22 protein-coding genes are annotated in these 24885 nt (G+C 72.9%); 11 read left to right on the top strand and 11 right to left on the bottom strand.

Features of this window, described 5'->3' with window-relative positions; genetic code table 11:
* Window positions 1-69 precede the first annotated feature (69 nt).
* From BCL76_RS28240 to BCL76_RS28230, 3 genes are all read left to right on the top strand, one after another.
* Complete coding sequence (locus tag BCL76_RS28240; RefSeq protein ID WP_109782199.1) at window positions 70-759, top strand: maleylpyruvate isomerase family mycothiol-dependent enzyme; 690 nt, start codon at window positions 70-72, stop codon at window positions 757-759.
* A gap of 9 nt (window positions 760-768) precedes the next feature.
* Complete coding sequence (locus BCL76_RS28235) at window positions 769-1425, top strand: MBL fold metallo-hydrolase (RefSeq protein ID WP_109782198.1); 657 nt, start codon at window positions 769-771, stop codon at window positions 1423-1425.
* Window positions 1426-1656: 231 nt separating this feature from the next.
* A complete protein-coding gene (locus tag BCL76_RS28230; RefSeq protein ID WP_109782197.1) occupies window positions 1657-2973 on the top strand; it encodes an MFS transporter in 1317 nt (438 codons plus the stop codon).
* 54 nt (window positions 2974-3027) lie between these two features.
* Here BCL76_RS28230 and BCL76_RS28225 read toward each other — a convergent pair whose 3' ends face one another.
* The 4 genes from BCL76_RS28225 to uvrB all read right to left on the bottom strand — a co-directional run bounded on the left by BCL76_RS28225 (window position 3028) and on the right by uvrB (window position 9069).
* The gene (locus BCL76_RS28225) at window positions 3028-4011 is read right to left on the bottom strand and encodes a TerC family protein (protein WP_030762437.1); all 984 of its coding nucleotides are present in this window, start codon (window positions 4009-4011) and stop codon (window positions 3028-3030) included.
* 239 nt (window positions 4012-4250) lie between these two features.
* Window positions 4251-6203 (bottom strand): TerD family protein, encoded by a 1953-nt coding sequence (locus BCL76_RS28220; protein ID WP_109782196.1) that lies wholly within the window; start codon window positions 6201-6203, stop codon window positions 4251-4253.
* A 43-nt stretch (window positions 6204-6246) separates the two neighbouring features.
* The gene (locus tag BCL76_RS28215) at window positions 6247-6825 is read right to left on the bottom strand and encodes a TerD family protein (protein WP_030720460.1); all 579 of its coding nucleotides are present in this window, start codon (window positions 6823-6825) and stop codon (window positions 6247-6249) included.
* Between the two features lie 87 nt (window positions 6826-6912).
* Complete coding sequence (uvrB, locus tag BCL76_RS28210) at window positions 6913-9069, bottom strand: excinuclease ABC subunit UvrB (RefSeq protein WP_109782195.1); 2157 nt, start codon at window positions 9067-9069, stop codon at window positions 6913-6915.
* 234 nt (window positions 9070-9303) lie between these two features.
* Between uvrB and BCL76_RS28205 the strand changes: the two genes are divergently transcribed.
* The 3 genes from BCL76_RS28205 (at window position 9304) to BCL76_RS28195 (ending at window position 12494) form a co-directional block, all read left to right on the top strand.
* Window positions 9304-10224, top strand: coding sequence for a glycerophosphodiester phosphodiesterase (locus BCL76_RS28205; RefSeq protein WP_109782194.1), 921 nt, complete (start codon window positions 9304-9306; stop codon window positions 10222-10224).
* Window positions 10225-10365: 141 nt separating this feature from the next.
* Window positions 10366-10938, top strand: coding sequence for a methylated-DNA--[protein]-cysteine S-methyltransferase (locus BCL76_RS28200; protein WP_109782318.1), 573 nt, complete (start codon window positions 10366-10368; stop codon window positions 10936-10938).
* Window positions 10939-11285: 347 nt separating this feature from the next.
* A complete protein-coding gene (locus BCL76_RS28195) occupies window positions 11286-12494 on the top strand; it encodes an MFS transporter (RefSeq protein WP_109782317.1) in 1209 nt (402 codons plus the stop codon).
* On the opposite strand, the gene BCL76_RS28190 is transcribed toward BCL76_RS28195, so the two are convergent.
* The gene (locus tag BCL76_RS28190; RefSeq protein ID WP_109782193.1) at window positions 12484-12864 is read right to left on the bottom strand and encodes a cupin domain-containing protein; all 381 of its coding nucleotides are present in this window, start codon (window positions 12862-12864) and stop codon (window positions 12484-12486) included. The two genes, BCL76_RS28195 and BCL76_RS28190, sit on opposite strands and share 11 nt — an antisense overlap.
* A gap of 112 nt (window positions 12865-12976) precedes the next feature.
* Window positions 12977-13747, bottom strand: coding sequence for a class I SAM-dependent methyltransferase (locus tag BCL76_RS28185; protein WP_109782192.1), 771 nt, complete (start codon window positions 13745-13747; stop codon window positions 12977-12979).
* 82 nt (window positions 13748-13829) lie between these two features.
* Between BCL76_RS28185 and BCL76_RS28180 the strand changes: the two genes are divergently transcribed.
* Both BCL76_RS28180 and BCL76_RS28175 read left to right on the top strand, forming a co-directional pair.
* Window positions 13830-14762, top strand: coding sequence for a pseudouridine-5'-phosphate glycosidase (locus tag BCL76_RS28180; RefSeq protein ID WP_109782191.1), 933 nt, complete (start codon window positions 13830-13832; stop codon window positions 14760-14762).
* On the top strand, window positions 14759-15658 hold the full coding sequence (locus BCL76_RS28175; protein WP_109782190.1) for a carbohydrate kinase family protein: 900 nt from the start codon (window positions 14759-14761) through the stop codon (window positions 15656-15658). Before BCL76_RS28180 ends, BCL76_RS28175 begins: the two co-directional genes overlap by 4 nt.
* Window positions 15659-15740: 82 nt before the next feature.
* Here BCL76_RS28175 and BCL76_RS28170 read toward each other — a convergent pair whose 3' ends face one another.
* Entirely contained in the window at window positions 15741-16436 is a 696-nt protein-coding gene (locus BCL76_RS28170) for a uridine kinase (protein WP_109782189.1), read from the bottom strand.
* A gap of 94 nt (window positions 16437-16530) precedes the next feature.
* Here BCL76_RS28170 and BCL76_RS28165 point away from each other — a divergent pair, with 94 nt between their 5' ends.
* The gene (locus BCL76_RS28165; RefSeq protein ID WP_109782188.1) at window positions 16531-17985 is read left to right on the top strand and encodes a WGR domain-containing protein; all 1455 of its coding nucleotides are present in this window, start codon (window positions 16531-16533) and stop codon (window positions 17983-17985) included.
* A gap of 126 nt (window positions 17986-18111) precedes the next feature.
* Here the strand turns inward: BCL76_RS28165 and BCL76_RS28160 are convergent, their stop codons facing one another.
* Window positions 18112-18516: a cupin domain-containing protein gene (locus BCL76_RS28160; RefSeq protein ID WP_146228438.1), complete on the bottom strand. Its 405-nt coding sequence runs from the start codon at window positions 18514-18516 to the stop codon at window positions 18112-18114.
* A gap of 106 nt (window positions 18517-18622) precedes the next feature.
* On the opposite strand from BCL76_RS28160, the gene BCL76_RS28155 reads away from it, so the two are divergent.
* Window positions 18623-19327 (top strand): DUF2293 domain-containing protein, encoded by a 705-nt coding sequence (locus BCL76_RS28155; RefSeq protein ID WP_109782186.1) that lies wholly within the window; start codon window positions 18623-18625, stop codon window positions 19325-19327.
* On the opposite strand, the gene BCL76_RS28150 is transcribed toward BCL76_RS28155, so the two are convergent.
* Window positions 19320-20021: a chaplin gene (locus BCL76_RS28150; RefSeq protein ID WP_309136868.1), complete on the bottom strand. Its 702-nt coding sequence runs from the start codon at window positions 20019-20021 to the stop codon at window positions 19320-19322. The two genes, BCL76_RS28155 and BCL76_RS28150, sit on opposite strands and share 8 nt — an antisense overlap.
* 162 nt (window positions 20022-20183) lie before the next feature.
* Here BCL76_RS28150 and BCL76_RS28145 point away from each other — a divergent pair, with 162 nt between their 5' ends.
* Window positions 20184-20732 carry a hypothetical protein gene (locus BCL76_RS28145; protein WP_109782184.1) on the top strand — a complete coding sequence of 183 codons (549 nt, stop codon included), beginning with the start codon at window positions 20184-20186 and terminating at the stop codon, window positions 20730-20732.
* Here the strand turns inward: BCL76_RS28145 and BCL76_RS28140 are convergent.
* Together BCL76_RS28140 and BCL76_RS28135 are read right to left on the bottom strand one after the other, a co-directional pair.
* A complete protein-coding gene (locus BCL76_RS28140; protein ID WP_109782183.1) occupies window positions 20713-21918 on the bottom strand; it encodes an SWIM zinc finger family protein in 1206 nt (401 codons plus the stop codon). The genes BCL76_RS28145 and BCL76_RS28140 overlap by 20 nt on opposite strands.
* On the bottom strand, window positions 21915-24797 hold the full coding sequence (locus tag BCL76_RS28135; RefSeq protein WP_258309940.1) for a DEAD/DEAH box helicase: 2883 nt from the start codon (window positions 24795-24797) through the stop codon (window positions 21915-21917). The genes BCL76_RS28140 and BCL76_RS28135 overlap by 4 nt, the downstream gene beginning before the upstream one ends.
* Window positions 24798-24885: the final 88 nt, after the last annotated feature.

Raw genomic sequence — 24885 nt, 5'->3', positions numbered from 1 at the left:
TTACGGCACTCCGCAGACCGCTTCACCCAATCGTGTGGCCGGGCCGGGTGAGCCACTAGGCTCGCCGTCATGACTGATCATGTGCACGACCTGCGATCTGTACGTGAAGCCACGGACCGGCTGCTGACCGCAGTCGCGAAACTGGACAACGCGGTCCTCGCCGAGGAGTCACACCTTCCGGGCTGGACCCGCGGCCACATCCTGGCCCACCTCGCACGCAACGCCGACGCCCTCGTCAACGTCTTCGAGGGGCGCCCGATGTACGAGAGCGCCACCGCCCGCGACGCGGACATCGAGCGCGACGCCGGCAGGCCCCTGGAAGAACACCTGACGGACCTCCGTGATTCCGGGGCCCGCTTCCTGGCCACCACCGAGCACGACCAGGACTGGTCCCGCACGGTGGAGCTGCGCAACGGCATCACCGACCTCGCCGCCAACGTGCCCTTCCGCCGCTGGGTCGAGGTCGACCTGCACCACGTCGACCTCGACATCGGCTACGAGCTCTCCGACCTCCCGGACGAGTTCACCGAGCACGAGATCGTCTTCCTCGCCGACCGCTGGTCCGGCCGCCCCGAGGTGCCCCCGGTGGCCCTCGTCGCGGACGACGGCCGGCGTTGGCGGACCGGCTCCGCCGGGGATCCCGCCGTGACCGTGTCCGGCACCCCCGCGGGCCTACTGGCCTGGCTGGCCGGCCGTGGCGACAAGGGCGCCTCCCTGACCACCTCGGGCGGCCCGCTCCCCGAGCTCCCGCCGCTCTAGGATCAGGACATGACGTACACCGGAGAGGTCAAGGTCGGCGGTCCCGCCGACGTGCACGAACTTGCGGACCTGATGATTTCCAAGGTCGCGGTGGGCCCGATGAACAACAACGCCTACCTGCTGCGCTGCCGCGCCACCGACGAGCAGCTGCTCATCGACGCGGCCGCCGAGGCGGGCACCCTGCTCAGCCTGATCGGCGACGACGGCATCACCTCCGTCGTCACCACGCACCGGCACGGTGACCACTGGGGCGCGCTCGCCGAGGTGGTCGAGGCGACCGGAGCGCGCACCTACGCGGGCGCCTTCGACGCCGAGGGCATCCCGGTGGCGACCGACGTGCTCGTCGCCGACGGGGACACGGTCACGGTCGGACGGGTCAGCCTGACCGCCCGCCACCTGGTCGGCCACACCCCCGGCTCGATCGCCCTGGTCTACGACGACCCGCACGGGCACGCGCACGTGTTCACCGGCGACTGCCTCTTCCCGGGCGGCGTCGGCAACACGCACGACGACCCGAAGGCCTTCACCGACCTGCTCGACGACGTCGAGCACAAGCTCTTCGAGCAGCTGTCGGACGAGACCTGGGTCTACCCGGGCCACGGCAACGACACCACCCTCGGCGCCGAGCGGCCGCACCTGGCCGAATGGCGCGAGCGCGGCTGGTAGGCACCGCAACGCGTCAACTTCGAGACGCGACGCACTCCTTCCGGTCGCTTACGACCGAACTCACGTCCTGAGGGGCGGGGAACGGGTATCTGGTGCGGCATGCCACACGACCCGTCCCCGCCACCGGCCTCCTCCGCCCCCGAGGCCTCCCCCGCCCCTTCCCCCGCCACCCGGCGCGAACGCGCGCCCGAGCCCCCGCCCGTCGAAGCCGACGGCTCTGCCGGACCCGGCATGCTGCGCCTGGCCACGGCCTCGCTCGCCGGCACCGCGATCGAGTTCTACGACTTCTTCGTGTACGGGACGGCCGCGGCCCTCGTGCTCGGCCCGCTCTTCTTCCCGTCCTTCTCCCCGCTCGCCGGAACCCTCGCCGCCTTCGGCACCTTCGGCGTCGGCTTCCTGGCCCGCCCGCTCGGCTCGGCGGTCTTCGGCCACATCGGCGACCGCTACGGCAGGCGCCCGGTGCTCCTCGCCTCCCTGCTGCTCACCGGGCTCGCCACGGTGGCCGTCGGCTGCGTGCCCTCGTACGCCTCGATCGGCACGGCCGCGCCCGTACTCCTGCTCCTGCTGCGCTTCGTGCAGGGCCTCGGGCTCGGCGGGGAGTGGGGCGGCGCCGTACTGCTGACCGCGGAGCACGCCCCCGAGCGGCGGCGCGGACTGTGGTCGAGTTTCCCGCAGATGGGGCCGGCGGTCGGCTTCCTGCTCGCCAACGGTCTGATGCTGGGGCTGTCCGCGTCCTTGACCGACGCACAGTTCACCGCGTGGGGGTGGCGGGTGCCGTTCTGGGCGGCCGGGGTGCTGGCGCTGGCCGGGCTGTGGCTGCGCCGCTCGGTGGAGGAGACCCCGCAGTTCCGGGCGCTCGCCGCGACGGACCGCCGGGCCGAGGCCCCGCTGGCCGAGGTGTTCCGGGGCCACTGGCGGCTGCTCCTGCTGACCGGCGGGGCGCTCGCCGTCGGGTACGCCGTCTTCTACGCGGTCACCACATGGTCCCTCGCCTACGCGACCGAGCACCTCTCGGTGGGCCGTACGACGATGCTGGCCTGCATCATGGTCGCGGTCGCGATCAAGGGCATGGTGACCCCGCTGATCGCGGTGCTCGGTGACCGCTACGGGCGGCGGCCGCTGTGCCTGATCGGGTGCGCGATCTGCGCGGTGTGGATGTTCCCGCTGGTGGCGCTGTTGCGGACGGCCGATCCGCTGCTGATGACGGTGGGCTTCGTCGGTGCGCTGCTGGGCATGGTGACGATGTTCTCGGTGGTGGCCGCGTACCTGCCCGAGCTGTATGCGCCGCGGATCCGCTGCACGGGCGCGGCCGTCGGCTACAACCTGGGTGGTGTGCTGGGCGGGGCGCTGACCCCGATCGTGGCGACGGCCCTGGCGGACGGATCCGGGCCGCCGTGGGGCGTGGCGCTGTACCTGACCGGGATCGCCCTGGTCAGCCTGGTCTGTTTCGCCCTGCTGCCGGAGACCGGTCCGGCGGCCGTGCACAAGCGGGCGGTCGCGGTCCGGGCGACGGAAACGGGGGCGGCCGAAGCGGCCGCCCCCGTGTAGATCCGTAGATCCGTAGACCCGCGGATCGGTGGATCCGTGGATCCACCGATCCGGTTACGCGTCTATGTTCTCCGGGCGGGCGGCGGCCTCGGCCGCCGCCTGCTTCTTCGAGGCCATCAGGCTGGTGATCGTGGTGATGACCAGGACACCGCAGATGACGCCGAGGGAGACCGGGATCGAGATCACCGGGACGTGCAGTCCGGACTCGTGCAGGGCGTGCAGCACGAGCTTGACGCCGATGAAGCCGAGGATGATCGACAGGCCGTAGCTGAGGTGGACCAGCTTCTTCAGCAGGCCGCCGATGAGGAAGTACAGCTGACGCAGACCCATCAGGGCGAAGGCGTTGGCCGTGAAGACGATGTACGGGTCCTGGGTCAGGCCGAAGATCGCGGGGATCGAGTCCAGGGCGAACAGCACGTCGGTGGTGCCGATGGCGAGCATGACGACCATCAGCGGGGTCAGCACGCGCTTGCCGTTGTTCTGGATGAAGAGCTTGGTGCCGTGGTACCGGTCGGCGACGCCGAACTTCTTCTCGACGGACTTCAGGAGGCGGTTCTCCTCGAACTCCTCGTCCTCCTCGTCCTTGCGGGCCTCCTGGATCAGCTTCCACGCGGTGTAGATCAGGAACGCGCCGAAGATGTAGAAGACCCAGGAGAAGCTCGCGATGATCGCGGCGCCGGCCGCGATGAAGATCGCGCGCAGGACGAGTGCGATGAGCACGCCCACGAGCAGCACCCGCTGCTGGAGGTGGGAGGGCACCGCGAACTTCGCCATGATCAGGACGAAGACGAAGAGGTTGTCGACGCTCAGGGACTTCTCGGTGATGAAGCCCGCGAAGAACTCCTGTGAGGCCTGGCCGTTCCCGAAGAACCAGAGGCCGAGGCCGAAGAGTCCGGCGAGGACGATCCAGATGATCGTCCAGGTGCCCGCTTCCTTGATGGACACGTCGTGCGGTTTGCGGCCGATGAAGAAATCGGCGCCGATCAGAAGGGAGAGACCGAGAATGGTCAGCGCCCAAAGGGCCCAGGAAACTTCCATGGTGAAACACGCCTCCGGCGGATGGCTCAGCACTTCGTCAGCGTCATCGCTGCCGGAGGTCTCTTCCACCCAGGAGGCCTGGAGGCCGTGGGCCGACGCCCCGGGACCGACTTCGTCCGTTCAGTCGAAGTGATCCGTATTGACGGGTACGCCGTAGCAGGAAAGCAGGAATACTCCCCTCCGCACACACGAGCATACCTGCCGGAGACGGTTTAGGTAAAGAGAGTCCCAAAGAATGGTCACGGGCGGGTAGTGCGCCGGGCCTCCATCACCCGCTCCAGTGCCTGGTCGAGGACCCTGCTGCCCTGCGGGGGCAGGTCCGGTTCGAAGGTCCAGGCGTGATGGACCCAGGGGTCGGCGAGGTGGTTGTCCGGTACCGGCGAGAGCCGCATCAGGGACCGCCACAGCGGGTCGAGCAGCGGTCCGTAGGCCGAGGCCTCGTCGCGGTCCGCGACCATCAGCAGGTGGACGCCGACCGCCGCGCCCTCGTCGGCGAGGTAGCGCAACTGGGTCACGGCGCGGTCGTCGAAGCCGTGCGGGAAGTCGTGCACGATCAGCAGCTGGTCGGCCGTGTCCACATCGGGCGGCAGGTCCTCGGGGGCGCCGGCCCGCAGGGCCATCTGTACGAGGTCCACCCGCCGGGTCAGCCCCGCCAGGGTCTGCGTGACTCCGGCGGCCCCGGCGGCGGGCGGCCCGGCCAGCACCCCGGCGCGCACCAGCGGCGCCAGGGAGGCGGATCCCGCCCCGGCCGCGTCGATGACATGGACGGAGAACCGGTCTGCGGGGTGAACCGCGAGCAGCCGGACCGCCAAGGTGACGGCCATGTCCATGGCGGCCCGGCGCAGCCGGTCGGTGTCCATGGTCATCGCGGCCTCGGAGCCGGTCCGACCGTTGTCGATCCAGAGCCCGCGCTCCAGCGGGAGCCGGCTCAGCATGGGGATGCGCAGATCGGGCCGTTCGGGCAGGTGCAGGTCGCCCAGGCGCAGGGCCAGCGGGCTCTCCTCGGGCGTGCGGTGGCCGTGCCAGACCGGGTTGTCCCAGCGGGCGTACGCGGCCGGCAGGGCGGGCTCGACGACCTCCGACTCGGCGATCAGCTGGGCCAGGTCCCGGTCTAGGACGGCCTGGGCCTGGGCGACGAGCTCCTCGCGGCGGGCCCGCGCGGTGTCGCGGGCCGCGTTCCCGGAACCGCCGAGGCGGTGGCGCGGGTCGGACAGGGCCTCGTCCAGCTCGCGGTCCATGCGGGAGTCGGCGAACTCGACGGCGCTGCGGTAGGCGGCGACCGTGCGGGCCAGGTCCTCGAACATCCCCCAGACCTGGTTGTAGAGCCGCTCCTCCATGGACCAGCCGCTGGCGTCCCCGGCGACGGGCCGCGGTGCCTGGCCCGGTTCCTGCGGCGCGGCGGCCCGCGGCGCGGGCTCGGGCGGCTCGGTGCTGGTGCGGCGGCGCCGCGGGTGGGCGTAGCTGATGGTGGGCGGGGCGGTCGGGGTGTCACCGGGTCCGGGGGTGCCGGCGTACGGGTGCCCGGAGACGGGGAGCGGGTCCGGCGGTTCGGGGGTGGGCGCGGGGGCCTGCGCCGGGGTCTGCGGGGCGCGGAGGTCGCCGACGAGGGTCGGCATGGTCGCGAGGGTGGCGTCGGCCCCCGCGGTACGGGGGATCGTGCCCAGCGCGGCGGCGGCCAGCTCCGCGGCCGCCATCGCGGGCAGCCCGCCGTCGGTGAGCAGGGCGCCGAGGCCCTCGGCGTAGCCCTGGCCCACGGCGCGGACCTTCCACGCGCCCTGGCGCCGGTACAGCTCCAGGGCGACGACGGCCGTCTCGGCGTCGAGCCCCGTCAGGGTGTATCCGGCGAGTTCGGCGCCCTCCGGGTCGGCCACGGCCACGTAGGAGGCCGGTACCGCGCCGAAGCGGACCGGGCCGCCGGGCGGCAGGACGAGCAGTACGCCGAGCCGGTGGACGTCCGCCGCGACCTCGTCGAGGTCGACGGCGAAGGTGTGCCGGTCGGCGAGCTCGGCGGGCGACTCGACGCCGGGCAGGGACCTGGCGCCCGGGTGGGCGAGTATCCCGTTGCCGGAGAACCGGCCCTGTTCGTCGGCGAGCGAGGCCAGGGCGAGCACAGGCGTGCCCGCCGAGACCCTGATCTCCACCCGGCTCTGGGACACGGGGTGGTTCTGCCCCCGGACCAGTTCGGCCGTCATCGTGCAGCCCCTCCCCCGTGCCTTCTTCTCTTGTCCGGTACTGCTACAGGTGCGGCAGGATCGCCGGCATGAGGTCCTGGAAGGTGCGGCCGTTGGCCGGGTTCCCGAGGGCCGTCATCTGCCAGCCGGCACCCACGCGGGACACCTTGGCCATGATCTGCGCGGTGTACTGGCCACCGCCGTCGAGGGTGTAGCGGGCCAGTTCCTGGCCGTTGGTCTCGTCGACGATGCGGCAGAACGCGTTCTGCACTTCCTGGAACGTCTGGCCGGTGAAGGAGTTCACCGTGAAGACGATCTGGTCGATGTGCACCGGCACGCGCTGGAGGTCGACGAGGATCGCCTCGTCGTCCCCGCCCTGGCCGACGCCGCCGACGAGGTTGTCGCCGGTGTGGCGCACAGAGCCGTCATCGCTCTGCAGGTGCCGGAAGAAGACCACGTCGACGGGCTGCTTGTCGGCGAAGAGCACCGCCGAGGCGTCGAGGTCGATCTCCCGGGTGCGCGAGCCGAACAGCCCGCGGCGCTTCGCCGCCTGCCAGCCCAGGCCCATACGGACCGCGGTCAGCGTGCCTCCGTCCGCCTTCTGCAGACTGATGGCCTGACCCTTGGTCATGTTGACCGTCACGTACTGTCCCCTCTCCCTGGCCCGCCCCATGACGAGCGTGCAGCGTGTACCTGCGGCTGAGACCCAACCCTACTGACCGGCTCCCGGTCAGGCGAGGCCCGCTTCCTTCATCTGCCGCAACTCCTTCTTCAGCTCGCCCACCTCGTCGCGGATCCGGGCCGCGACCTCGAACTGCAGCTCGGCGGCCGCCCCGCGCATGCGCTCGGTCATCTGCTCGATGAGCGCGGCCAGTTCGGCTGCGGGCCGGTCGGTGAGCACCTCGGCACCGGCGCCCCCCTTCGCGCCCTTCGCACCCTTTCCGCCCGTCTTGGCCGCGGTGGCCCGCCCGCCGAGCGCCGGTACCGGGGCCTTGACGGCCTTGCCGTCCTTCGTCTGCCGGTAGCCGGTGCCGAGGAGCTCCTCGGTGTCCAGTTCCTCGCGGGCGATGGTGGCGACGATGTCGTTGATCTTCTTGCGCAGCGGCTGCGGGTCGATCCCGTTGGCCGTGTTGTAGGCGATCTGCTTCTCGCGGCGCCGGTTGGTCTCGTCGATGGCCTTCTCCATCGCCGGGGTCATCTTGTCCGCGTACATGTGGACCTGGCCGGACACGTTGCGCGCGGCTCGGCCGATGGTCTGGATCAGGGAGGTCCCGGAGCGCAGGAAGCCCTCCTTGTCGGCGTCGAGGATCGCCACCAGGGACACCTCGGGCAGGTCGAGGCCCTCGCGGAGCAGGTTGATGCCGACCAGGACGTCGTACTCACCGGCGCGCAGTTCGCGCAGCAGCTCGATGCGGCGCAGGGTGTCCACGTCGCTGTGCAGGTACCGGACCTGGATGCCGAGCTCCAGGAAGTAGTCCGTGAGGTCCTCGGCCATCTTCTTGGTGAGGGTGGTGACGAGGATCCGCTCGTCCTTCTCGACCCGCTGCCGGATCTCGTGGACCAGGTCGTCGATCTGCCCCTCGGTGGGCTTGACCACGACCTCGGGGTCGATGAGGCCGGTGGGGCGGATGATCTGTTCGACGAAGCCGTCGCCGCGCGAGAGCTCGTACTTCCCGGGGGTCGCCGACAGGTAGACGGTCTGCCCGATGCGCTCCTGGAACTCCTCCCACTTCAGGGGCCGGTTGTCCAGCGCGGACGGCAGTCGGAACCCGTGGTCGACGAGGGTGCGCTTGCGGGAGGCGTCGCCCTCGTACATGGCGCCGATCTGCGGCACGGTGACGTGCGACTCGTCGATGACCAGGAGGAAGTCCTCCGGGAAGTAGTCGATGAGGGTGTTGGGCGCGGAGCCGCGCTCACGGTCGTCCATGTGCAGCGAGTAGTTCTCGATGCCGGAGCAGGACCCGATCTGGCGCATCATCTCCAGGTCGTAGGTGGTGCGCATGCGCAGCCGCTGCGCCTCCAGCATCTTGCCCTGCTTCTCCAGCTCGGCGAGGCGCTCGGTCAGCTCGGCCTCGATGCCGCGGACCGCCTTCTCCATGCGCTCGGGGCCGGCGACGTAGTGGCTGGCGGGGAAGACGTACAGCTCGCGGTCCTCACTGATGACCTCGCCGGTCAGCGGGTGCAGGGTGGAGAGGGCCTCGATCTCGTCGCCGAACATTTCGATCCGGACGGCCAGTTCCTCGTAGACCGGGAAGATCTCGATCGTGTCGCCGCGCACCCGGAAGGTGCCACGGGTGAAGGCGACGTCGTTGCGGGTGTACTGGATGTCCACGAAGCGGCGCAGCAGCTGGTCCCGGTCGACCTCCTCCCCCACCTTGAGGGAGACCATCCGGTCGACGTACTCCTGCGGGGTACCGAGGCCGTAGATGCAGGACACGGACGCGACGACGATCACGTCCCGCCGGGTCAGGAGCGAGTTGGTCGCGGAGTGGCGCAGTCGCTCCACCTCCTCGTTGATCGAGGAGTCCTTCTCGATGTACGTGTCCGACTGCGGAACGTAGGCCTCGGGCTGGTAGTAGTCGTAGTACGAGACGAAATACTCGACGGCGTTGTTCGGCAGGAGCTCGCGGAACTCGTTCGCCAGCTGGGCGGCGAGCGTCTTGTTCGGCGCCATGACCAAGGTGGGGCGCTGGAGCTTCTCGATCATCCAGGCCGTGGTCGCCGACTTGCCGGTGCCGGTCGCACCCAGCAGGACGACATCCTTCTCACCTGCACGGATGCGCTTTTCCAGCTCGGCGATGGCCGCCGGCTGGTCGCCGCTGGGCTGGTAGGGGCTGACGACCTCGAAAGGCGCCACCGTGCGTTCGATCTTCGATACGGGCCGCATGGGTCAACCGTACGACCCCCCACCGACACTCACGCGCCCCCAGGGGCCGGCGACGCGCGCCGGCCGCTCCCGGCCGCCCGGGCCGCTGTCATTCGTTCTGGTCCGTTTGTCGTAGTTCGGTGGCGGCTCAGTGATCTTCAACCCCATGATCGCGGTGAAGTGCATCGCCACAACGTCTGCCGCTCCGCACCCGTCTGACGCAGGAACAGGGCTCACGACCCGAGGAGAACGCACATGTACGTCCGACCCGCCGCCGCGGCCGCCGCCGCATTCCTGGGCTTCACTCTCACCCTGCTGGGCGGGACGGCCTCGTACGCCGCCACCGGACCCGGATCCGCGACCGGCCCCGGAACCGGCCCCGGCCTTGCCGCGCTGGGGGACCCCGTCGTGTACGCCCACCGAGGGGCCTCCGCGTACGCCCCGGAGAACACCCTCGACGCGATCGACCTGGCGATGCAGATGGGCTTCGACTGGGTCGAGAACGACGTGCAGCGCACCAAGGACGACGTGCTGGTGGTGATCCACGACGACACCCTGGCCCGGACCACGGACGTCGAGCAGCGGTTCCCGGACCGGGCGCCCTGGAAGGTCCAGGACTTCACGGCGGCCGAGATCGCCCAGCTGGACGCGGGCAGCTGGTTCGGCGACGAGTACGCGGGCGCCTCCGTACCGACCCTGCGGGAGTACCTCGACCGGGTACAGAGCAACCGACAGCGGCTGCTGCTGGAGATCAAGAAGCCGGAGCTCTACCCCGGGATCGAGGAGCAGACGCTGAAGGTGCTGGACGAGGCCGGCTGGCTCGACGCGCGCCACGTCGCGCAGCGGCTGGTGGTGCAGAGCTTCAGCGCCGACTCCGTGCGCATCGTGCACGGACTGCGCCCGGACCTGGTGACGGCCTTCCTGGGCACCCCCACCGTGGCGGACCTGCCGCGCTACGCGGAGTTCACCGACCGCATCAACCCGTGGCACACGACGATCTCGGCCGACTGGGTCTCGGCCGTGCACAGCCTGCGCGGCGCCCACGGCAAGGCGATGGAGGTGGACACCTGGATCGTGGACGACGCGGCCACCGCCCGGAAGGTGCAGGACATGGGGGTGGACGGGATCATCACCAACGCGCCGGACGTGGTCCAGGACGCGGTCGGCGGATTCTGATCCCCGCGCCCCGTCCGGGCCGACGGACGGGCACACGCGCGGCGGGCGGGTGGGCGGCGGGTGGCGTGCGGGTGGGCGGGCGATGTGGCCGACATCCACAACCGTGACCGCGGTGTCGGTCGGTGGTCGTACGGTGGACGCGTGGACAGCACCGAGCGGCCCCGCGGGCCGCACCTCGAATGGACCGTCGTCACCGGCGACGGTGTCCTCGGCGGGCCCTTGCTCCTGGCCGCAACCCCGGAAGGGCTGGTCCGGGTGGAGTTCCATGCCGAACCGGACCGGGTCGACAGGATGATCGGCCCGCTCGTCTCCCGGCTCGGCGCCGATGCCCGGCGTCCCGCGCCGGGCGAGGAAGTACTGCTGGCCGAGCCGATACGCCAGCTCACCGCGTACTTCGAGGGGTCGCTGCGGCGCTTCGAGCTGCCGCTGGACTGGCGCCTGAGCTCCGGCTTCAACCGGCAGGTACTCCTGGAGCTGGACCGTTCCGTGCCCTACGGATCGGTCGTCGGCTACGGGGAGCTGGCCGCCCGCGTCGGACAGCCGGGCGCCGCCCAGGCCGTCGGCAACGCCATGGGATCGAACCCGCTGCCGCTGGTGGTGGCCTGCCACCGGGTCGTGGAGAACGACGGGGGCATCGGAGGCTTCGGCGGCGGGGTGGAGACGAAACGGCAACTGCTGGCGCTGGAGGGCGTCCTCCCGCAGCCGCTGTTCTGAGCCGCGCCCTGACCTGCGGCCCGCCGCCCCGGCCCGACCCGCGGGGCTGCCTCGGGCGCGGTCGGACCCCGGCGCACACCCGGCCCGGCTCCGGCTCGACCCCGGCCCGGCTCCGGCCGGCTCCTGCCCGGTTCTTTCCCGGTTCCGTCGCGCGGTAAGGGCTGGCACACTGCGGCGGTGACTACTCCTGCCGCCGCACCCGGCCTCCCCGCGTCCCCCGCGCCCCGTGTCACGCACCCGCGCAACCGGTGTACGCCGTGACCGCCGCGCCCGGCACCGACCGGCCCGTGCGGCCGATCGGCCCGCCCGAGCTGGCCCGACTGCAGCGTCGTACCTCCCGGGTCCTCATGGCCGGTCAGGTCCTCGGCGGCCTCGGCGTGCCGATCAGTATCGCCCTGGCCCCCGTACTCGCCACCGAGGTCAGCGGCACCGAGGCACTGTCCGGCGTCGCGTCCACGGCCGCGGTGATCGGCACCGCCGTCGTCTCGCTGCCGCTCGCCGCGCTGATGAACGCGCGCGGCCGCCGCCCCGGCCTGGTCCTGGCCTATCTGATCGGCGCCGCCGGAGCCGGCCTGGTCGTGCTCGCCGCCACGATCAAGAGCTTCCCGCTGCTGCTGCTCGGCATGGCCGCCTTCGGCGCCGCCTCCTCGGCCAACCTGCAGGCGCGGTTCGCCGCCGCGGACCTGGCAGCACCGGACCACCGCGCGCGGGCCATCTCGGTCGTGGTGTGGGCGTCGACCATCGGCGCCGTGCTCGGGCCCAACCTGTCCGCACCGGCCAGCCGCAGCTTCGCCGGCACCGCGATACCCGAGACGGCCGGCCCGTTCGTCTGGGCCGCCGCCGTCTTCCTGCTCACCGGCACGCTGATCGGCGTACTCCTGCGACCCGACCCGTTGCTGACGGCCCGGGCGCTCGCCGCGCCCGAGGAGCAGTCCCGCGAAGGACGCTCGCTGCGGGCCGGCATCGCCGCCGTGAAGGCCTCGCCGCGGGCCCGGCTCGCCCTGCTCACGGTCGCCGTGTCGCACACCACCATGGTCTCGATCATGGTGATGACCCCGATGGACCTGAGTCACCACGGGGCCGAACTGGAGCTCATCGGGCTGGTGATCAGCGGTCACATCGCGGGCATGTTCGCCTTCTCCCCCGTGATGGGCTGGCTCGCCGACCGGCTCGGCCGACTCTCCGTGATCGGGCTGGCCGCGGGGCTCCTGTCGGTCGCCGCGCTGCTCGCCGGGACGGCCGGGCCCAGCCACGGGCGGAGCGCGCTCGGGCTCTTCCTGCTCGGCCTCGGCTGGTCCGCCGGGATGGTGTCCGGCTCGGCCCTGCTGACCGACTCGGTACCGCAGCCCGCGCGGGCCGCCGTACAGGGGCTGAGCGACCTCACGATGAACGCGGCCGCCGGCCTGGGCGGAGCGGCCGCCGGCCTGATCATGTCCGGCGCGGGCTACGGCTGGCTGAACGCCGTCGGCGCCGCGCTGCTGCTGCCGATGGCGGCGCTCGCGCTGTTCACCGCGCGCCGCCACCCCGTACCCGCGAAGGGCGTGGTCAGTAGCTGATGTGGTAGGCCTTGCGCAGCGTCTCGTGCACGGTCCAGGTGGTCCGGTCGCCCTCCCGGAGCACGCAGGCGGAGCCGGGGCCGACCTCCAGGGTCTCGCCGCCCTCGACCTCGACGGTGGCACGGCCGCTGACCACCACGAAGAGTTCGTTCGCCTCGACGTCGGTGACGACACCGGGGGTGATCTGCCAGATCCCGCGCACCTGCTTGCCGTCCGCCGACTCCCACAGCACCTTGCCCGTCACGACGGGCTCCCCGGAGACGATCTGTCCGGGGTCCAGGTCGTCCGCCTCCAGTTCGACGTCCGCGACGGAGACGGAGAAGGAAGCGGGGGCAGGTGCGGAGGCGGCGGGGTGATCACTGGTGCTCATGGCGCGCCAGCCTAGTGCGGCCCACCCCGCGGCGCGCTGACCACAGCGTCCAGGAACGGCCTGCCTGACGAGTCACCCTGTCCAGCGCCCACCCCGCCCCGACGCCTGCGCGTCATGACGCGCTCGGGCGCCGGGCGGCGAGTACCGGCTGGTGGAAGCCCGTGTCCGCCGGTGCGTGCCAGAGCGGGTCGGCGAGCCCGGCCCGCCGGGCGTACTCGGCCGTCTCCTCCTCGGGCAGCGCCCAGTACGTCGCGCTCGACGTCCGGGTCGTCCAGCCGTCGCCGTCCGGCTGCAACTGGAAGAGCTCCAGGTCGTACCGCTCCCCGTCGGCGTGCCAGTGCCACAGCTGGAAGGTCACCGTCCGCCCGGCGGGGCCTTGGTGGACGTGCGGGGCCGCGCTCTGCGGCCGCGCCCGGCGCAGCTCCCCGTAGGGGCGGGTGGAGAGCAGCAGCAGTCCGCCGGGGCGCAGCACCCGCCGGGTTTCGGCCAGGGCCTCGCCCACCTCCCGGGCGGTCAGCAGGTGCGGCAGGGCGTTGTCGGCGCAGACCACGGCGTCGAAGGAGGCGTCGGCGAAGGGCAGGGCCCGCATGTCGGCGGCCGCGACGGGCAGGGTGAGCGAGCGCCGACCGGCCTCGCGGGCGGCGCGGGCCACGGAGACGGGGCTGAGGTCGGTCCCGGTGACCCGGTGGCCCAGCGCGCCGAGGCCCAGTGACTGGGTTCCGATGCCGCAGGCGTTGTCGAGCACCCTGTGCGGGCCGGGGCCCAGCGCGGCGGTGAGCAGGGTGTCGAGGGCTCGGCCCTGGCGGGTGATGCTCGCGTCCCAGTCCGCGTAGATCAGGTCGTATCGCTCGGCCAGTTCGTCGTAGAAGCCGCGGGTGTCCATGGAGGAACGCTACTCGGACAGGTTGGGACGGGTGTGGCGGGAGAGAGTTTGGGGGCGTCAATCCCGTGCCATGGATGGGGACATGTCACAGCACAGAGCATCTGAGATCCCGGTCCTGTCGGACGAGGTACGCGAGGCGCTCGCCCGGGGGAAGCCCGTCGTGGCCCTGGAGTCGACGATCATCGCGCACGGGCTGCCGCGCCCCCGCAACCTGGCGGTGGGCCTCGAACTGGAGGGCCTGGTCCGTGCGGAGGGCGCGATTCCGGCAACGATCGCGGTCGTGGACGGGGTGGCGTACGCGGGCCTGGACAAGGCGCAGCTGGAGCGGATCGCGGGCGGCGAGGGCGTACGCAAGCTCGGTCACCGGGATCTGGCGCCCGCGCTGGCGACGGGGGCGACCGGGGCGACGACGGTGTCCGCGACGGCCTTCCTCGCGGCCCGGGCAGGCCTGCGGGTCTTCGCCACGGGCGGGCTGGGCGGCGTACACCGGGAGTGGGCCCGGACGCAGGACGAGTCGGCGGACCTGTCGCTGCTGGCGCGGACGCGGATCACCGTGGTGTGCGCGGGGGTGAAGTCGATCCTGGACGTGCCGGGCACGCTCCAGCGGCTGGAGACGCTGGGTGTGGGGGTGCTCGGCTACGGGACGGACCGCTTCCCCGGGTTCTACCTGGCCGACTCGGGCGAGCCGGTGGACTGGACGGTGCACGGGCCCGAGGAGGTCGCGGCGGTGATGGCCGCCCAGGACGCGCTGGGCGGCGCCGACTCGGCGCTGCTGGTGGCCAATCCGGTGGCGCGGGACGAGCAGCTGGATCCGGAGTTGCACGACCGGGTGTTGGCGCAGGCGCTCGCCGAGTGCCGCGAGCGCGGGATCACGGGGCAGGCGGTGACGCCGTTCCTGCTGGGCTTCCTGGTACGGGAGACGGACGGGGCCTCGCTGGAGGCGAATCTGGCGGCGGTACGCGGCAACGTGCGCCTCGGCGCCCGGATCGCGGGGGCCTGGGCGGCGCGGGCATGACCGGGCCGGGGGCGTTGCTCGTCGTCGGGGACGTGGTGACGGACGTGGTGGCCATACATCCGGAGCCGCTGGCTCCGGCCACCGACACCGCGGCCCGGATCCGGACCCTGCCGGGCGGGGCCGGGGCCAACGCGGCCTGTTGGGCCGCCCGTACGGGGACCGCGGAGGTACGGCTCCTGGCGCGGGTGGGTGCCGAGTCGGCCCGCTGGCACGAGCGGGCACTGGTCGACGCGGGGGTGCGGCCGCGGTTGGTCATCGACGCGCGGGAGCCGACCGGGACGGTGGTCGCGCTGGTCGGCAAGGACGCGGAGCGGACGTTCCTGACCGACAGCGGGGCCTCGCTGCGCCTGTGCCCCGCCGACTGGACCCCTTCCCTGCTGGACGGGGCGGCCCATCTGCACCTGTCCGGTTATCTGTTCTTCGCCGACAGCAGCCGGGAGCTGGCCATGGTCGCGCTGCGGGCGGCCCGGACGCGGGGGGTGTCGGTGAGCGTGGACCCCGCTTCGGCCGGATTCCTGGCCGGTCTCGGGCCGCAGCGCTTCCTGGACGCCGTGGCGGGGGTGGACGTGCTGCTGCCGAACGAGGACGAGGCCCGACTGCTGGCCGGACTGCCCGAGCCGACGGGGGTGGATCGGGCGGCGGCGGAGCTCAGCCGGCGGGTGCCGTTGGTGGTGGTGACCCGGGGCGCGGCCGGGGCGCTGATCGCCGAACGCGGCCGGGTCACCGCCGAGGTCGAGGCGGAGCCGGTGGAGGCGGTGGACTCCACGGGCGCGGGGGACGCCTTCACCGGCGGCTTCCTCGCGGCCCGGCTGGAGGGCGCGGATCCGGCGGAGGCCGCCCGCGCCGGGTGCCGGGCCGCGGCCCTGGCGGTGACCCGGCAGGGCGGGCGGCCGTAGGGATGTCGGGCGGACGAGGCCGTCCCGGCCCGTCTCGTCCCGGCCCACCCCGATCCGGCCTGGCCCGGCCTGCCCCTCCCCGTCAGCGGCTTCGGATGCCGGTCCACGCGGGGTGGCGGGGGTCGTCGGCCCGGACCACCGCATCGGCGGCCGACGCCGGGTCGGTGTCGGACTCGTAGCGCGCGAAGGCGGGCAGCGTCCAGCGCGCGGACTCCTCGGTGCGGCGGGCGAGCGCGCCGGCGGAGAGCCGGATGTGGACGCTCAGATCGAAGGGGAACCACTGGCCCAGCAGCAGCGGGCCGTGCACGAGCAGCACGCCACCGGGCGGGAGTTCGACGTACGGGCTGCGGGTCGCCCGGTCGGTCACCGGGTCCCAGAGGTCCGGCAGGACCCGGCCGGTGCCGCCGGGGTCGGTGGGGCCGAAGACCTCCCGCCAGAGGGCGGCCGTGTCGTACCAGCCGCCGAGGTAGGAATCCACGTCCTGCCGGCCGAACTCGAAGCGGAGGGAGGCCGGCCGCAGGAATCCGTCGGCCGGCACCACCAGGGACGGGCGTCCGCGCCGCCGCAGCGCTTCGGCCAGTTCACCGGCGAGGACGCCGGTGTCGGCGGCGGGGGCGCCGTCGATGCCCACCCGCTGCCAACCGCCTTGCCCATGAGCACGGTCGGGGTCGTTGCCGGACGACGCGTCAGGGGCGTCGTCGGAGGCCTGGTCGGGGTCGTCGAGGTGACCGGCGAGCCGCTCGGCCATCCGCTGCCATGTGATCGCTTCCCACTGCACGGCCCCATTGTCAGTGGTGGGTCGTAGCGTTTTTCACGAGGGGATCACCGGCCGAAAGGGAGCCGGCGGCGCTGCCTTTGGGGAGAGGTTTGTCATGGCTCGGGAGACGACGTATCTGGAGCTGTCGCAGGACGACGGCGCGGCGCACAAGTTCTACGAGGTGACCGTCGACGGCACGGCCGTGTCCGTGCGGTACGGGCGCATCGGTGCGGGCGGCCAGCTGCAGACCTCCGCGTTCCCGAGCGCCGAGAAGGCCCGGGCGGCCGCCGCGAAGAAGATCGGGGAGAAGGTCCGCAAGGGGTACGCCCCGGCGGTGCAGGGGCAGCGCGCCGCGCGATCGGTGACCCGCCGCCAGGTGACCTCGGCGCCCTCGACGGCGCGTGCGGTGGCCCCGGTGCTGTGGCGCTTCCGGACCGGTTCGTCGGCCTTCGGCATCCATGTGGACGAGGACCGCTGCTGGGTCGGCAACCAGGCGGGCGATGTCTACACGCTGAGCCACGGCGGCGAGGTACTGGCCCGGTATTCGCTGCCGGACGGGGTGAAGTGCCTGGTGGCGGACGAGTTCTGGATATACGCGGGCTGTGACGACGGCACGGTGTACGACCTGTCGTCGAAGGTGCCGTTCGGGGCGTACACGATCGCCGCGGACGTGGACATCTACTGGCTCGACATCCACGAGGGCGTGCTGAACGTCTCCGACGCGAACGGCGGCCTGACGGTCATCGACCACGAGGACGAGCACCAGTGGTCCCGGAAGTCCGGCGGCCACGGTGCCTGGATGGTCCGGGCGGACGAGCGGGCCGTCTTCCACGGGCACAGCGGCGGTGTGACGGCGTACGCGGCGGACGGCACCGGGCAGTTGTGGCACACCAGGACCCCCGGCGGCGTGCTGTTCGGCTGGCAGGAGGACCACGCGGTGTACGCGGGGACGACCCACAAGACCGTGCAGCGGCTCTCGAAGGCGACGGGGTCGGTGGAGGCCTCCTACTCCTGTGACGCGGCGGTGTACTCGTGCGCGACCTCGCCCGACGGACGGCACGTCTTCGCGGGTGACTCCTCCTCTTCGGTCTACTGCTTCGACGCCGACGGCCGACGGCTCTGGAAACTGGGGACGGGCGGCGGGTCGGCACTGTCCATGCAGTACCTGGACGAGCGGCTGTACCTCGTGACCACCGACGGGTCGCTGGTCTGTGTGGACGCGACCGAGCAGGCGATCGCGGCGGCCCAGCAGGGCTCGGTGCCCGCGCCGATGGACGTGAAGTCGGCGGCGGCGCTCCCGGTGTTCACGCCGGCGGCGTCGGCCTCGGCGGTGGCGACCGTCTCCATGACGGCGATGACCTCGGACCCGTCGGCGGGCGTGGTGGTGGAGTGCGTCCAGCAGGGCGGCCGCATGCGGGTGCAGGTGGTGTCGGGCGGCTTCGAACCCACGTGGAACGTGCAGTTCCCGCGCGGGATACGGGAGGCGGGCGCCCGGTACGTGGTGGACGGGCTGCACGCGGCCTCGGGCGGCTTCTACCGGGTGCGCGGGGAGATACGCCGACTGGTGTGAGCGCCTACCGGGTGCGGGCCGGTCCGGGGCGGCCCGGGGGCGGTCCGGCCGGGGTGGCGGGGACGGCCGCGTCGGGCGCGTCGGCCACGTCAGGTGCGTCGGCCGCGCCAGGTGCGTCGGTCGGGGTCAGCGGGCGTGTTGTCCGCAGACCGCCTGCGTGACGCCGGCCGGGGCCGGGGTGGGTATCGCGAAGGGCGTCCCGGCCGGGAGCGCGGGGGTCACGTGGAGCACGACCGGCTCGGTGCCGAGGTTGTGCCCCAGGTGGATGTGTCCTATGCCCGCGGGTTCCACGAAGGTGGTCCCGGCCGTGTGCACCTCGACGGTGCGGTCGTGCAGGACCCGGGTGAGGGTCCCCGCCAGGACCACCGCGTCCAGCCTGACCCGGTGGAAGTGCCAGCCTGTGCAGCCGCCCGGCGGGATGACTATCTCCCGGCCAGTCGGGAGCGTGGCGACGCATGCCCCGCCCGGCCGTGCCGTCATCGTCCGTCGCCCACCCATGTGCCCCTCCTCGGCGGACCTCCTGCGGTCCACCGCCCCACGGTAAAAGGGCCCCTGGGCATCAAGGAACACTCGACGAAACATCAACATGCCGTCTTCACCAGGTGATATGAGGGTCATACAGCGGTATCACACGTCTATGAGCCTGGTGGTTTTCGAATCGCTGAAGCAGATCCACTGCGCCGACTGCCGGCAAGGGCCCCTGCGGCACCTCGTCCGCGAGTCCGGCGTGCCCCGCTGCCTGGACTGTACGGATCTCGGCCATCTCGTCTATCTCCCGCGCGGGGACACGGCGCTCACCCGCCGCTCCCGCGAGGCCAGTTCGCTGTGCGCGGTCGTCGTTCGCTTCAACAAGCGTCGGCACCGCTACGAGCGCCTGGGTCTCCTCGTCGAGGAAGCCGCCTTGGCCGGCGCGGAGCGCGCCTGCCTCGCGGACTCGGAGGCGCGGGCGCGCCGCCGGGAGCGCGACCGGCGGCGGCGTGCGGCCGAGGACACCCGGTTCACGGCGGCCTTCGCCGCCGAGATCGTGCGGCTGTTCCCCGGATGTCCGGCCGACCGGGCGGTGGCGATCGCCACCCACGCCTCGGTGCGCGGCAGCGGCCGGGTGGGCCGGACCGCGGCCGGTCGTGCTCTTGACGAGCCTGCGGTCTCCGTCGCGGTCCGGGCGGCGGTGCGGCACACCGACACCGAGTACGACGCCCTGCTGATGGCGGGGGTCCCACGGTTCGCGGCCCGCGCCCGGCTGGCTCCGCGGATCGACGCCATCCTGGACGGGTGGCGTGTTCCGCCCCCGGGGCACGCGTCCGCGCCCGCCCCGGACCCGTCGTCCCCTCCGCTCAGTTGAGGCGGAAGCGACGGTAGAGCAGCACCCCGCCGAGGAGGAGCGCGCCCGCGCCGGGGACCAGGTATCCGGCGCCGTCGGCCCCGGTGTGGGCGAGGGCCTCGTGCCGCGGGGCCTCGGGCGGGGTGACCCGCGTGACCGGCGCGGTCGGCACGGCCGGGACGACCGGGACGACCGGGGTCACCGGCTTCTCGACGACCGGCGGCTGGACGGGCTTGCCGCCCGTGGGCACCTCGCCGTTGACGGACGTATTACCCACCGAGGGGTTGCCGATGCCGACCACGTTCACCGAGTTGCCGCTGATGTTCAGCGGGAGGTCGACGGGGAGCTGGATCCCGTTGCCGGACAGCACTCCCGGTGAATCCTTTCCGCTTCCCACGGCGACGGCTCCGCCGCTGTTGCCGCCACTGTTGCCGCCGCTGTTGCCCGCCGGCTTCGAGGAGTGGGAGGTCCCCGAGGTCGCGTGTCCGCCGCCACCGCCCGACGACTGGTTGCTGCAGCGGTTCCCGGCGGCCGGGTTGAGCACGCCGACCACGCTCACGGTGTTCCCGCACGCGTTCACGGGAAGGTTCACCGGCAGTTGTACGAGGTTTCCGGACAGCAGTCCCGGCGAGCGCTCGGCTCGACCACTCGCGTCCGCATCGGCGTGGGCGAGTCCGCCCACACCCGCGACCGCCAGTCCGCCTCCCGCAACCATCGCCGCGATCAAGCCATTCCGACGACTGTGACGCATCAGTTTCCCTGCCTTCCGGAGAAGTTCGCGGGCAATGTCCCCGCACCGGAACAACGCGCCGACCCCATTCGGGTTATAGAGACGGTAGACATTTCACTCAATCGTGTACTGGGTACTGGGTACTTCATGACCGATCGCCCGCTGCTCCTCCTCGATGTGGACGGCCCCCTCAACCCGTTCCGCTCACCCCTGGCCGGATTGCGCGGATACCGGAGCCACCGGATGTGGCCCGACGTCTGGCTCTCCTACCGCGATCCGGAGTCCCGCAGGGCCCGGCGCGGCGCCCGCGTACGCCTTCACCCCTCCCACGGAGCACGGCTGCTGGCCCTGCCCTTCGAGCTGACCTGGGCCACCGCCTGGACGCACCAGGCCAATACGATGATCTCCCCGCACATCGGGCTGCCGGGTGACCTCACCGTCGTCGAGTGGCCCGAGCTCTTCGCCGACGACCCCGACGGCCTCTCCTGGAAGACCCGCCATCTCCGCGACTGGGCGGCCGGCCGGCCCTTCGCCTGGGTCGACGACATGATCACCCCGCGCGACCGCGCCTGGGTCGCCGAGCACCATCCGGCCCCGGCCCTCCTGCTGCGCGTCCACCCCCGCCACGGACTGCGCGACCGCGACTTCACCACCCTGACCCGCTGGGCGGAGGGCGTCAGCGCAGCAGAGCGCTGACCGGGTCCGGGGCGGGGTCGCCCACGGGCCACCAGTCCTGGTCGCCGAGGCGGTCCTCGTAGCCGTACCAGAGGCCGTCCCGGCCGAGGCGGAGCTGGCGGTTGCGCATCGTCAGGCGGTTGCGGTCGGGGCGGAAGGAGCCCTGGCCGGCAGCGAGCAGGGCCGGGCGGGCCCGGTCGAAGGGGCCCGCCGGCGGGTCCCAGGGGTCTTCGAGGGCGTCGAGGGCCGGGCGTCCGCCCTGGCGCCAGGCCGCGGCGGCCCGGGCGAGATCGGTGGTGGTGCGGCCGGTGGCGCGGGCCAACTCCCGGTACAGGGTGCGGGCCGCGCCGGTCAGCCCGGCGGTGGGGTGCGCGGACGCCAGCCGGACGGCGTCCTGCCACACGGTGAGCCCGGCGATCGGGTCCTCGCCGGTGGTGAGGAGGGCCAGGGCGCGGGCGGCCGCGTCGGAGGCGAGCTGGTCGAGGGCCAGCGGGTCCGGCGCCGCCGGGTCGGCCGGGTAGGCGGGCGGAAGACCGACGGCGGCGGGCACGGGAAGCGGCGCGGGCAGCAGGGGCAGACCGGTGCGAGCGAGCGCCGCCCGGGCCGCGACGCCGGGGAAGCCGGGCGCCGCGTCCGGCTGTTCGCGCGCGGCATGGGCGGCATTGCGGCGGGTGAGCTCGTCGAGGAGCTCCCGCTCCCCGCGGCCGCGCAGGAGCAGCAGGACGAAGGGGTCCTCGTCCAGGAGGCGGGCCGCCCGGTAGCAGAGGGCCGCCGCGTGCTTGCACGGCGGACGCCCGAAGTCCGGGCAGGAGCAGTGCGGGACGAGCTCGCCCGCGCCGGGCAGGACGGCCCCCGCGAGCGACTGCGGGACCTCCCGCTCCAGCAGGGCGGCGAGCGCCGCGGGGTCGGCCGCGACCGTCTCCAGCAGGTCGTTCCACTCCGGGTCCGGGAAGGCCGGCAGGGTCAGCTCGGTGCGGTACGGGCGGGGCCGGCTGCCCCGGACGTACGCGACGATCCGGCCGGGGGTGACGGTGACCGCGCTGACGTGCCCGCCCTCGGCATACGTACGCCCCCGGGCCAGGCGGGCCCCGTCACGGGAGACCTCCTCCAGCGCCGACACCCAGGCCCGGCCCCACCAACTGACCGCCTCGGCGCCGACGGGCACGGTCTCGAAGGTGCGGCGGCGATCGTCCCGCGCGGTGATCATCCGGGCCTCCGCAGCGAGACGAGGTCGGCCAGCTCGCGGTCGGTCAGCTCGGTCAGCGCCGACTCCCCGGAGCCCAGCACGGCGTCCGCCAAGGCCCGCTTCGCCTCCAGCATCTCGGCGATCCGGTCCTCGACGGTGCCTTCGGCGATGATCCGGTGGACCTGGACGGGCTGGGTCTGGCCGATGCGGTAGGCGCGGTCGGTGGCCTGTTCCTCGACGGCCGGGTTCCACCAGCGGTCGAAGTGGATGACGTGCCCGGCCCGGGTGAGGTTCAGCCCGGTGCCCGCCGCCTTCAGGGACAACAGGAAGACGGGGACCTCACCCGCCTGGAACCGGTCCACGAGCTCCTCACGGCGCGGCACCGGCGTCCCCCCGTGCAGCAGCTGCGAGTTGATCCCGCGGGCCTGTAGGTGCCGTTCGATCAGGCGGGCCATGGTCACGTACTGGGTGAAGACCAACACCGAGCCGCCCTCCGCCAGGATCGTGTCCAACAGCTCGTCCAGCAGGGCGAGTTTGCCCGAGCGGTGCGGGATCCGGGGCTGCTCCTCCTTCAGGTACTGCGCGGGGTGGTTGCAGATCTGCTTGAGCGAGGCCAGCAACTTCATGATCATGCCGCGCCGTTCCATGCCCTCGCTCGACTCGATCACGGCCATCGCCTCGTCGACCGCCGCCCGGTAGAGCGAGGCCTGCTCCCGGGTGAGGGAGACCGGATGGTCGGTCTCCGTCTTCGGCGGAAGCTCGGGCGCGATACCCGGGTCGGACTTCTTTCGGCGCAGCAGGAACGGCCGGACGAGCGCGGACAGTCGGGCGACCGCCGCCTCGTTGCCTCCGTCCTCCTCGTTCTGGTGCTCCACCGGGCGGGCGTGGCGGGCCCGGAAGGCGGTGAGCGGGCCCAACAGTCCCGGCGTGGTCCAGTCGAGCAGCGCCCACAGCTCGGAGAGGTTGTTCTCCACCGGGGTGCCGGTCAGCGCCACCCTGGCCGGCGCCGGCACCGTGCGCAGCGCCTTCGCGGTCACCGAATGCGGGTTCTTCACGTGCTGCGCCTCATCGGCGACGACCATGCCCCAGCTCTGTTCGGCGAGCAGGGCGGCGCTGGCGCGCATCGTCCCGTAGGTGGTGAGGACGAAGCCGCCCGCGCAGGACGTCAGGTCCTCGATGCTGCGGCTGTTGCCGTGGAAGCGCCGCACGGGCGTGCCGGGGGCGAACTTCTCGATCTCCCGCTGCCAGTTGCCCAGCAGGGACGCGGGGCACACCACGAGGGTGGGCTCCGGCCGGTCCCGGTGCAGGTGCAGCGCGATCAGCGTGACGGTCTTGCCGAGGCCCATGTCGTCGGCGAGGCAGCCGCCGAGGCCGAGGGAGGTCATCAGGTCCAACCAGGCCAGGCCGCGCGCCTGGTAGTCGCGCAGGGTGGCCTGGAGGGCGGGGGGCTGCGGCAGCGGGGCCTGCTCCCGCGTCAGCCGGTCCCGCAGGGCGGCCAACGCGCCCACCGGGACCGCTTCGACGGTCGTGCCGTCGATCTCGGCGGTCCCCGTCAGTACGGTGGCCAGCGCGTCGACCGGGTCCAGGACGCCCAGCTCCCGCTTGCGCGCCTTGCGCACCAGCTCCGGGTCGACCCGCACCCACCGGTCGCGCAGCCGGACGACGGGCCGGTGCGCCGCGGCCAGCGCGTCCATCTCCCCCGGGGTGAGCCGGTCGCCGCCCAGCGCCAGCTCCCAGGAGAAGGCGAAGAGGTGCTCGGCGTCGAAGAAGGCGGTCCCGTCGGTCGCGGAACCGGGCGCGGTGGACCGGACGACGGCGGTCGCCGACAGCGTACGAGCCAGCTCGCGCGGCCAGTGGACCAGGACCCCGGCGGCCGCCAGTCGGCTCGCGGCCACCCCCAGCAGGTCCTCCAGCTCCGGATCGGACAGGGCCAGGGCGTCGGGCACGGGCTGGTCCAGCAGGCGCAGCAAGGGCGGCCAGATCCGGGCGGCCCGGCGCAGCGCGAGCACGGCGTCGATCCGGGCGCGCGGGCCGAACCCGGCCGCCGCCGTGCCCGCCCACAGCTGCCCGGCATCGGTGACCAGGGTCGGGTCGGCGAGGCTGTGCACCTGGACGACGGCGGCCCCGGCCCGCCGGATGTCATCCTCCTCGGCCTCGTCGAAGAGCTGGAAGGAGGACAGGTCCAGCCGGAGCGAGATCCCGACGCCGGTGTCGGAGCCGGCCGCGACCTGCGCGGCCCAGTCCTGTATCCCGGGCACCTGCTGCGGCTCCCGCGCGGCGAACGGCCGCCCGGCGGCCACGGCGGCGGCCGGGGTGCGGGGCAGCCCGTCGGCGATGGCGTCGAGGAACGCGCGGACCAGCGCCTCCGGTTCGGGCAGTTGGAGCGGGCGACGCCCGGCCAGGGGCGTCGCGTACCCCTCGTGCGGCAGCGCGGCGGCCACCGCGCGGAGGTGGTCGATGTCGGCGGCGTCGAGCGGTCCGGCGCGCCAGGCGTCGACGCCTTCGGGGGTGAGTCCGGGCAGGAGCCGGCCACGGGAGGCCAGGGTCAGCGCCTGCCGGGCGGCGGTCCCCCAGGCGCGGGTGGCGGGATGCGCGGCGGGGCTGTGGGGCGCCTGCGCGAGCAGGGGCAGGGCGGAGGCGACGGAGAGGGTCACCGCGGGCACGGTCCGGCTGCGGACCCCGTCGCCGTGCGGACGTACGACGGTCAGCGGCGTCGGCGTGCCGACCTCGGGGAGGGCGTCCCCGTCGGGCGCCCAGAAGGCGACGCGCCCCTCGCGGGGAACGGCGGCGGGCAGGAAGACCGCGGCGTGCCGCAGCAGCGCGGTGGCCGGCGGCGGCGACGAGCGCTGCGGCCGCGCCTGCGGCCGCAGCTGCACCTGCGCCGACGCGTGCTGTGTCATGGCGTGTCCCCCTCCCCGTCTGCCCGTCGATGGCCTGGCGAATCTGTCGGTCCCCTCTGCCGACGAGTCTAGGCGCCACCACCGACAA

It is taken from the genome of Streptomyces sp. CG 926, assembly GCF_003148825.1.
Lineage (GTDB): Bacteria > Actinomycetota > Actinomycetes > Streptomycetales > Streptomycetaceae > Streptomyces.
Note: the sequence above shows the minus strand (reverse complement) of the source record. Positions and strands in the feature narration are given on the sequence as shown.

Bases quoted from the DNA above. Each gene is read 5' to 3' on its own strand.
- BCL76_RS28240 (WP_109782199.1), top strand. From the start codon at position 70: ATGACTGATCATGTGCACGACCTGCGATCTGTACGTGAAGCCACGGAC.
- BCL76_RS28235 (WP_109782198.1), top strand. From the start codon at position 769: ATGACGTACACCGGAGAGGTCAAGGTCGGCGGTCCCGCCGACGTGCAC.
- BCL76_RS28230 (WP_109782197.1), top strand. From the start codon at position 1,657: ATGCTGCGCCTGGCCACGGCCTCGCTCGCCGGCACCGCGATCGAGTTC.
- BCL76_RS28225 (WP_030762437.1), bottom strand. From the start codon at position 4,011: ATGGAAGTTTCCTGGGCCCTTTGGGCGCTGACCATTCTCGGTCTCTCC.
- BCL76_RS28220 (WP_109782196.1), bottom strand. From the start codon at position 6,203: ATGACGGCCGAACTGGTCCGGGGGCAGAACCACCCCGTGTCCCAGAGC.
- uvrB (WP_109782195.1), bottom strand. From the start codon at position 9,069: ATGCGGCCCGTATCGAAGATCGAACGCACGGTGGCGCCTTTCGAGGTC.
- BCL76_RS28205 (WP_109782194.1), top strand. From the start codon at position 9,304: ATGTACGTCCGACCCGCCGCCGCGGCCGCCGCCGCATTCCTGGGCTTC.
- BCL76_RS28195 (WP_109782317.1), top strand. From the start codon at position 11,286: ATGGCCGGTCAGGTCCTCGGCGGCCTCGGCGTGCCGATCAGTATCGCC.
- BCL76_RS28190 (WP_109782193.1), bottom strand. From the start codon at position 12,864: ATGAGCACCAGTGATCACCCCGCCGCCTCCGCACCTGCCCCCGCTTCC.
- BCL76_RS28185 (WP_109782192.1), bottom strand. From the start codon at position 13,747: ATGGACACCCGCGGCTTCTACGACGAACTGGCCGAGCGATACGACCTG.
- BCL76_RS28180 (WP_109782191.1), top strand. From the start codon at position 13,830: ATGTCACAGCACAGAGCATCTGAGATCCCGGTCCTGTCGGACGAGGTA.
- BCL76_RS28175 (WP_109782190.1), top strand. From the start codon at position 14,759: ATGACCGGGCCGGGGGCGTTGCTCGTCGTCGGGGACGTGGTGACGGAC.
- BCL76_RS28165 (WP_109782188.1), top strand. From the start codon at position 16,531: ATGGCTCGGGAGACGACGTATCTGGAGCTGTCGCAGGACGACGGCGCG.
- BCL76_RS28155 (WP_109782186.1), top strand. From the start codon at position 18,623: ATGAGCCTGGTGGTTTTCGAATCGCTGAAGCAGATCCACTGCGCCGAC.
- BCL76_RS28150 (WP_309136868.1), bottom strand. From the start codon at position 20,021: ATGGTTGCGGGAGGCGGACTGGCGGTCGCGGGTGTGGGCGGACTCGCC.
- BCL76_RS28145 (WP_109782184.1), top strand. From the start codon at position 20,184: ATGACCGATCGCCCGCTGCTCCTCCTCGATGTGGACGGCCCCCTCAAC.
- BCL76_RS28140 (WP_109782183.1), bottom strand. From the start codon at position 21,918: ATGATCACCGCGCGGGACGATCGCCGCCGCACCTTCGAGACCGTGCCC.
- BCL76_RS28135 (WP_258309940.1), bottom strand. From the start codon at position 24,797: ATGACACAGCACGCGTCGGCGCAGGTGCAGCTGCGGCCGCAGGCGCGG.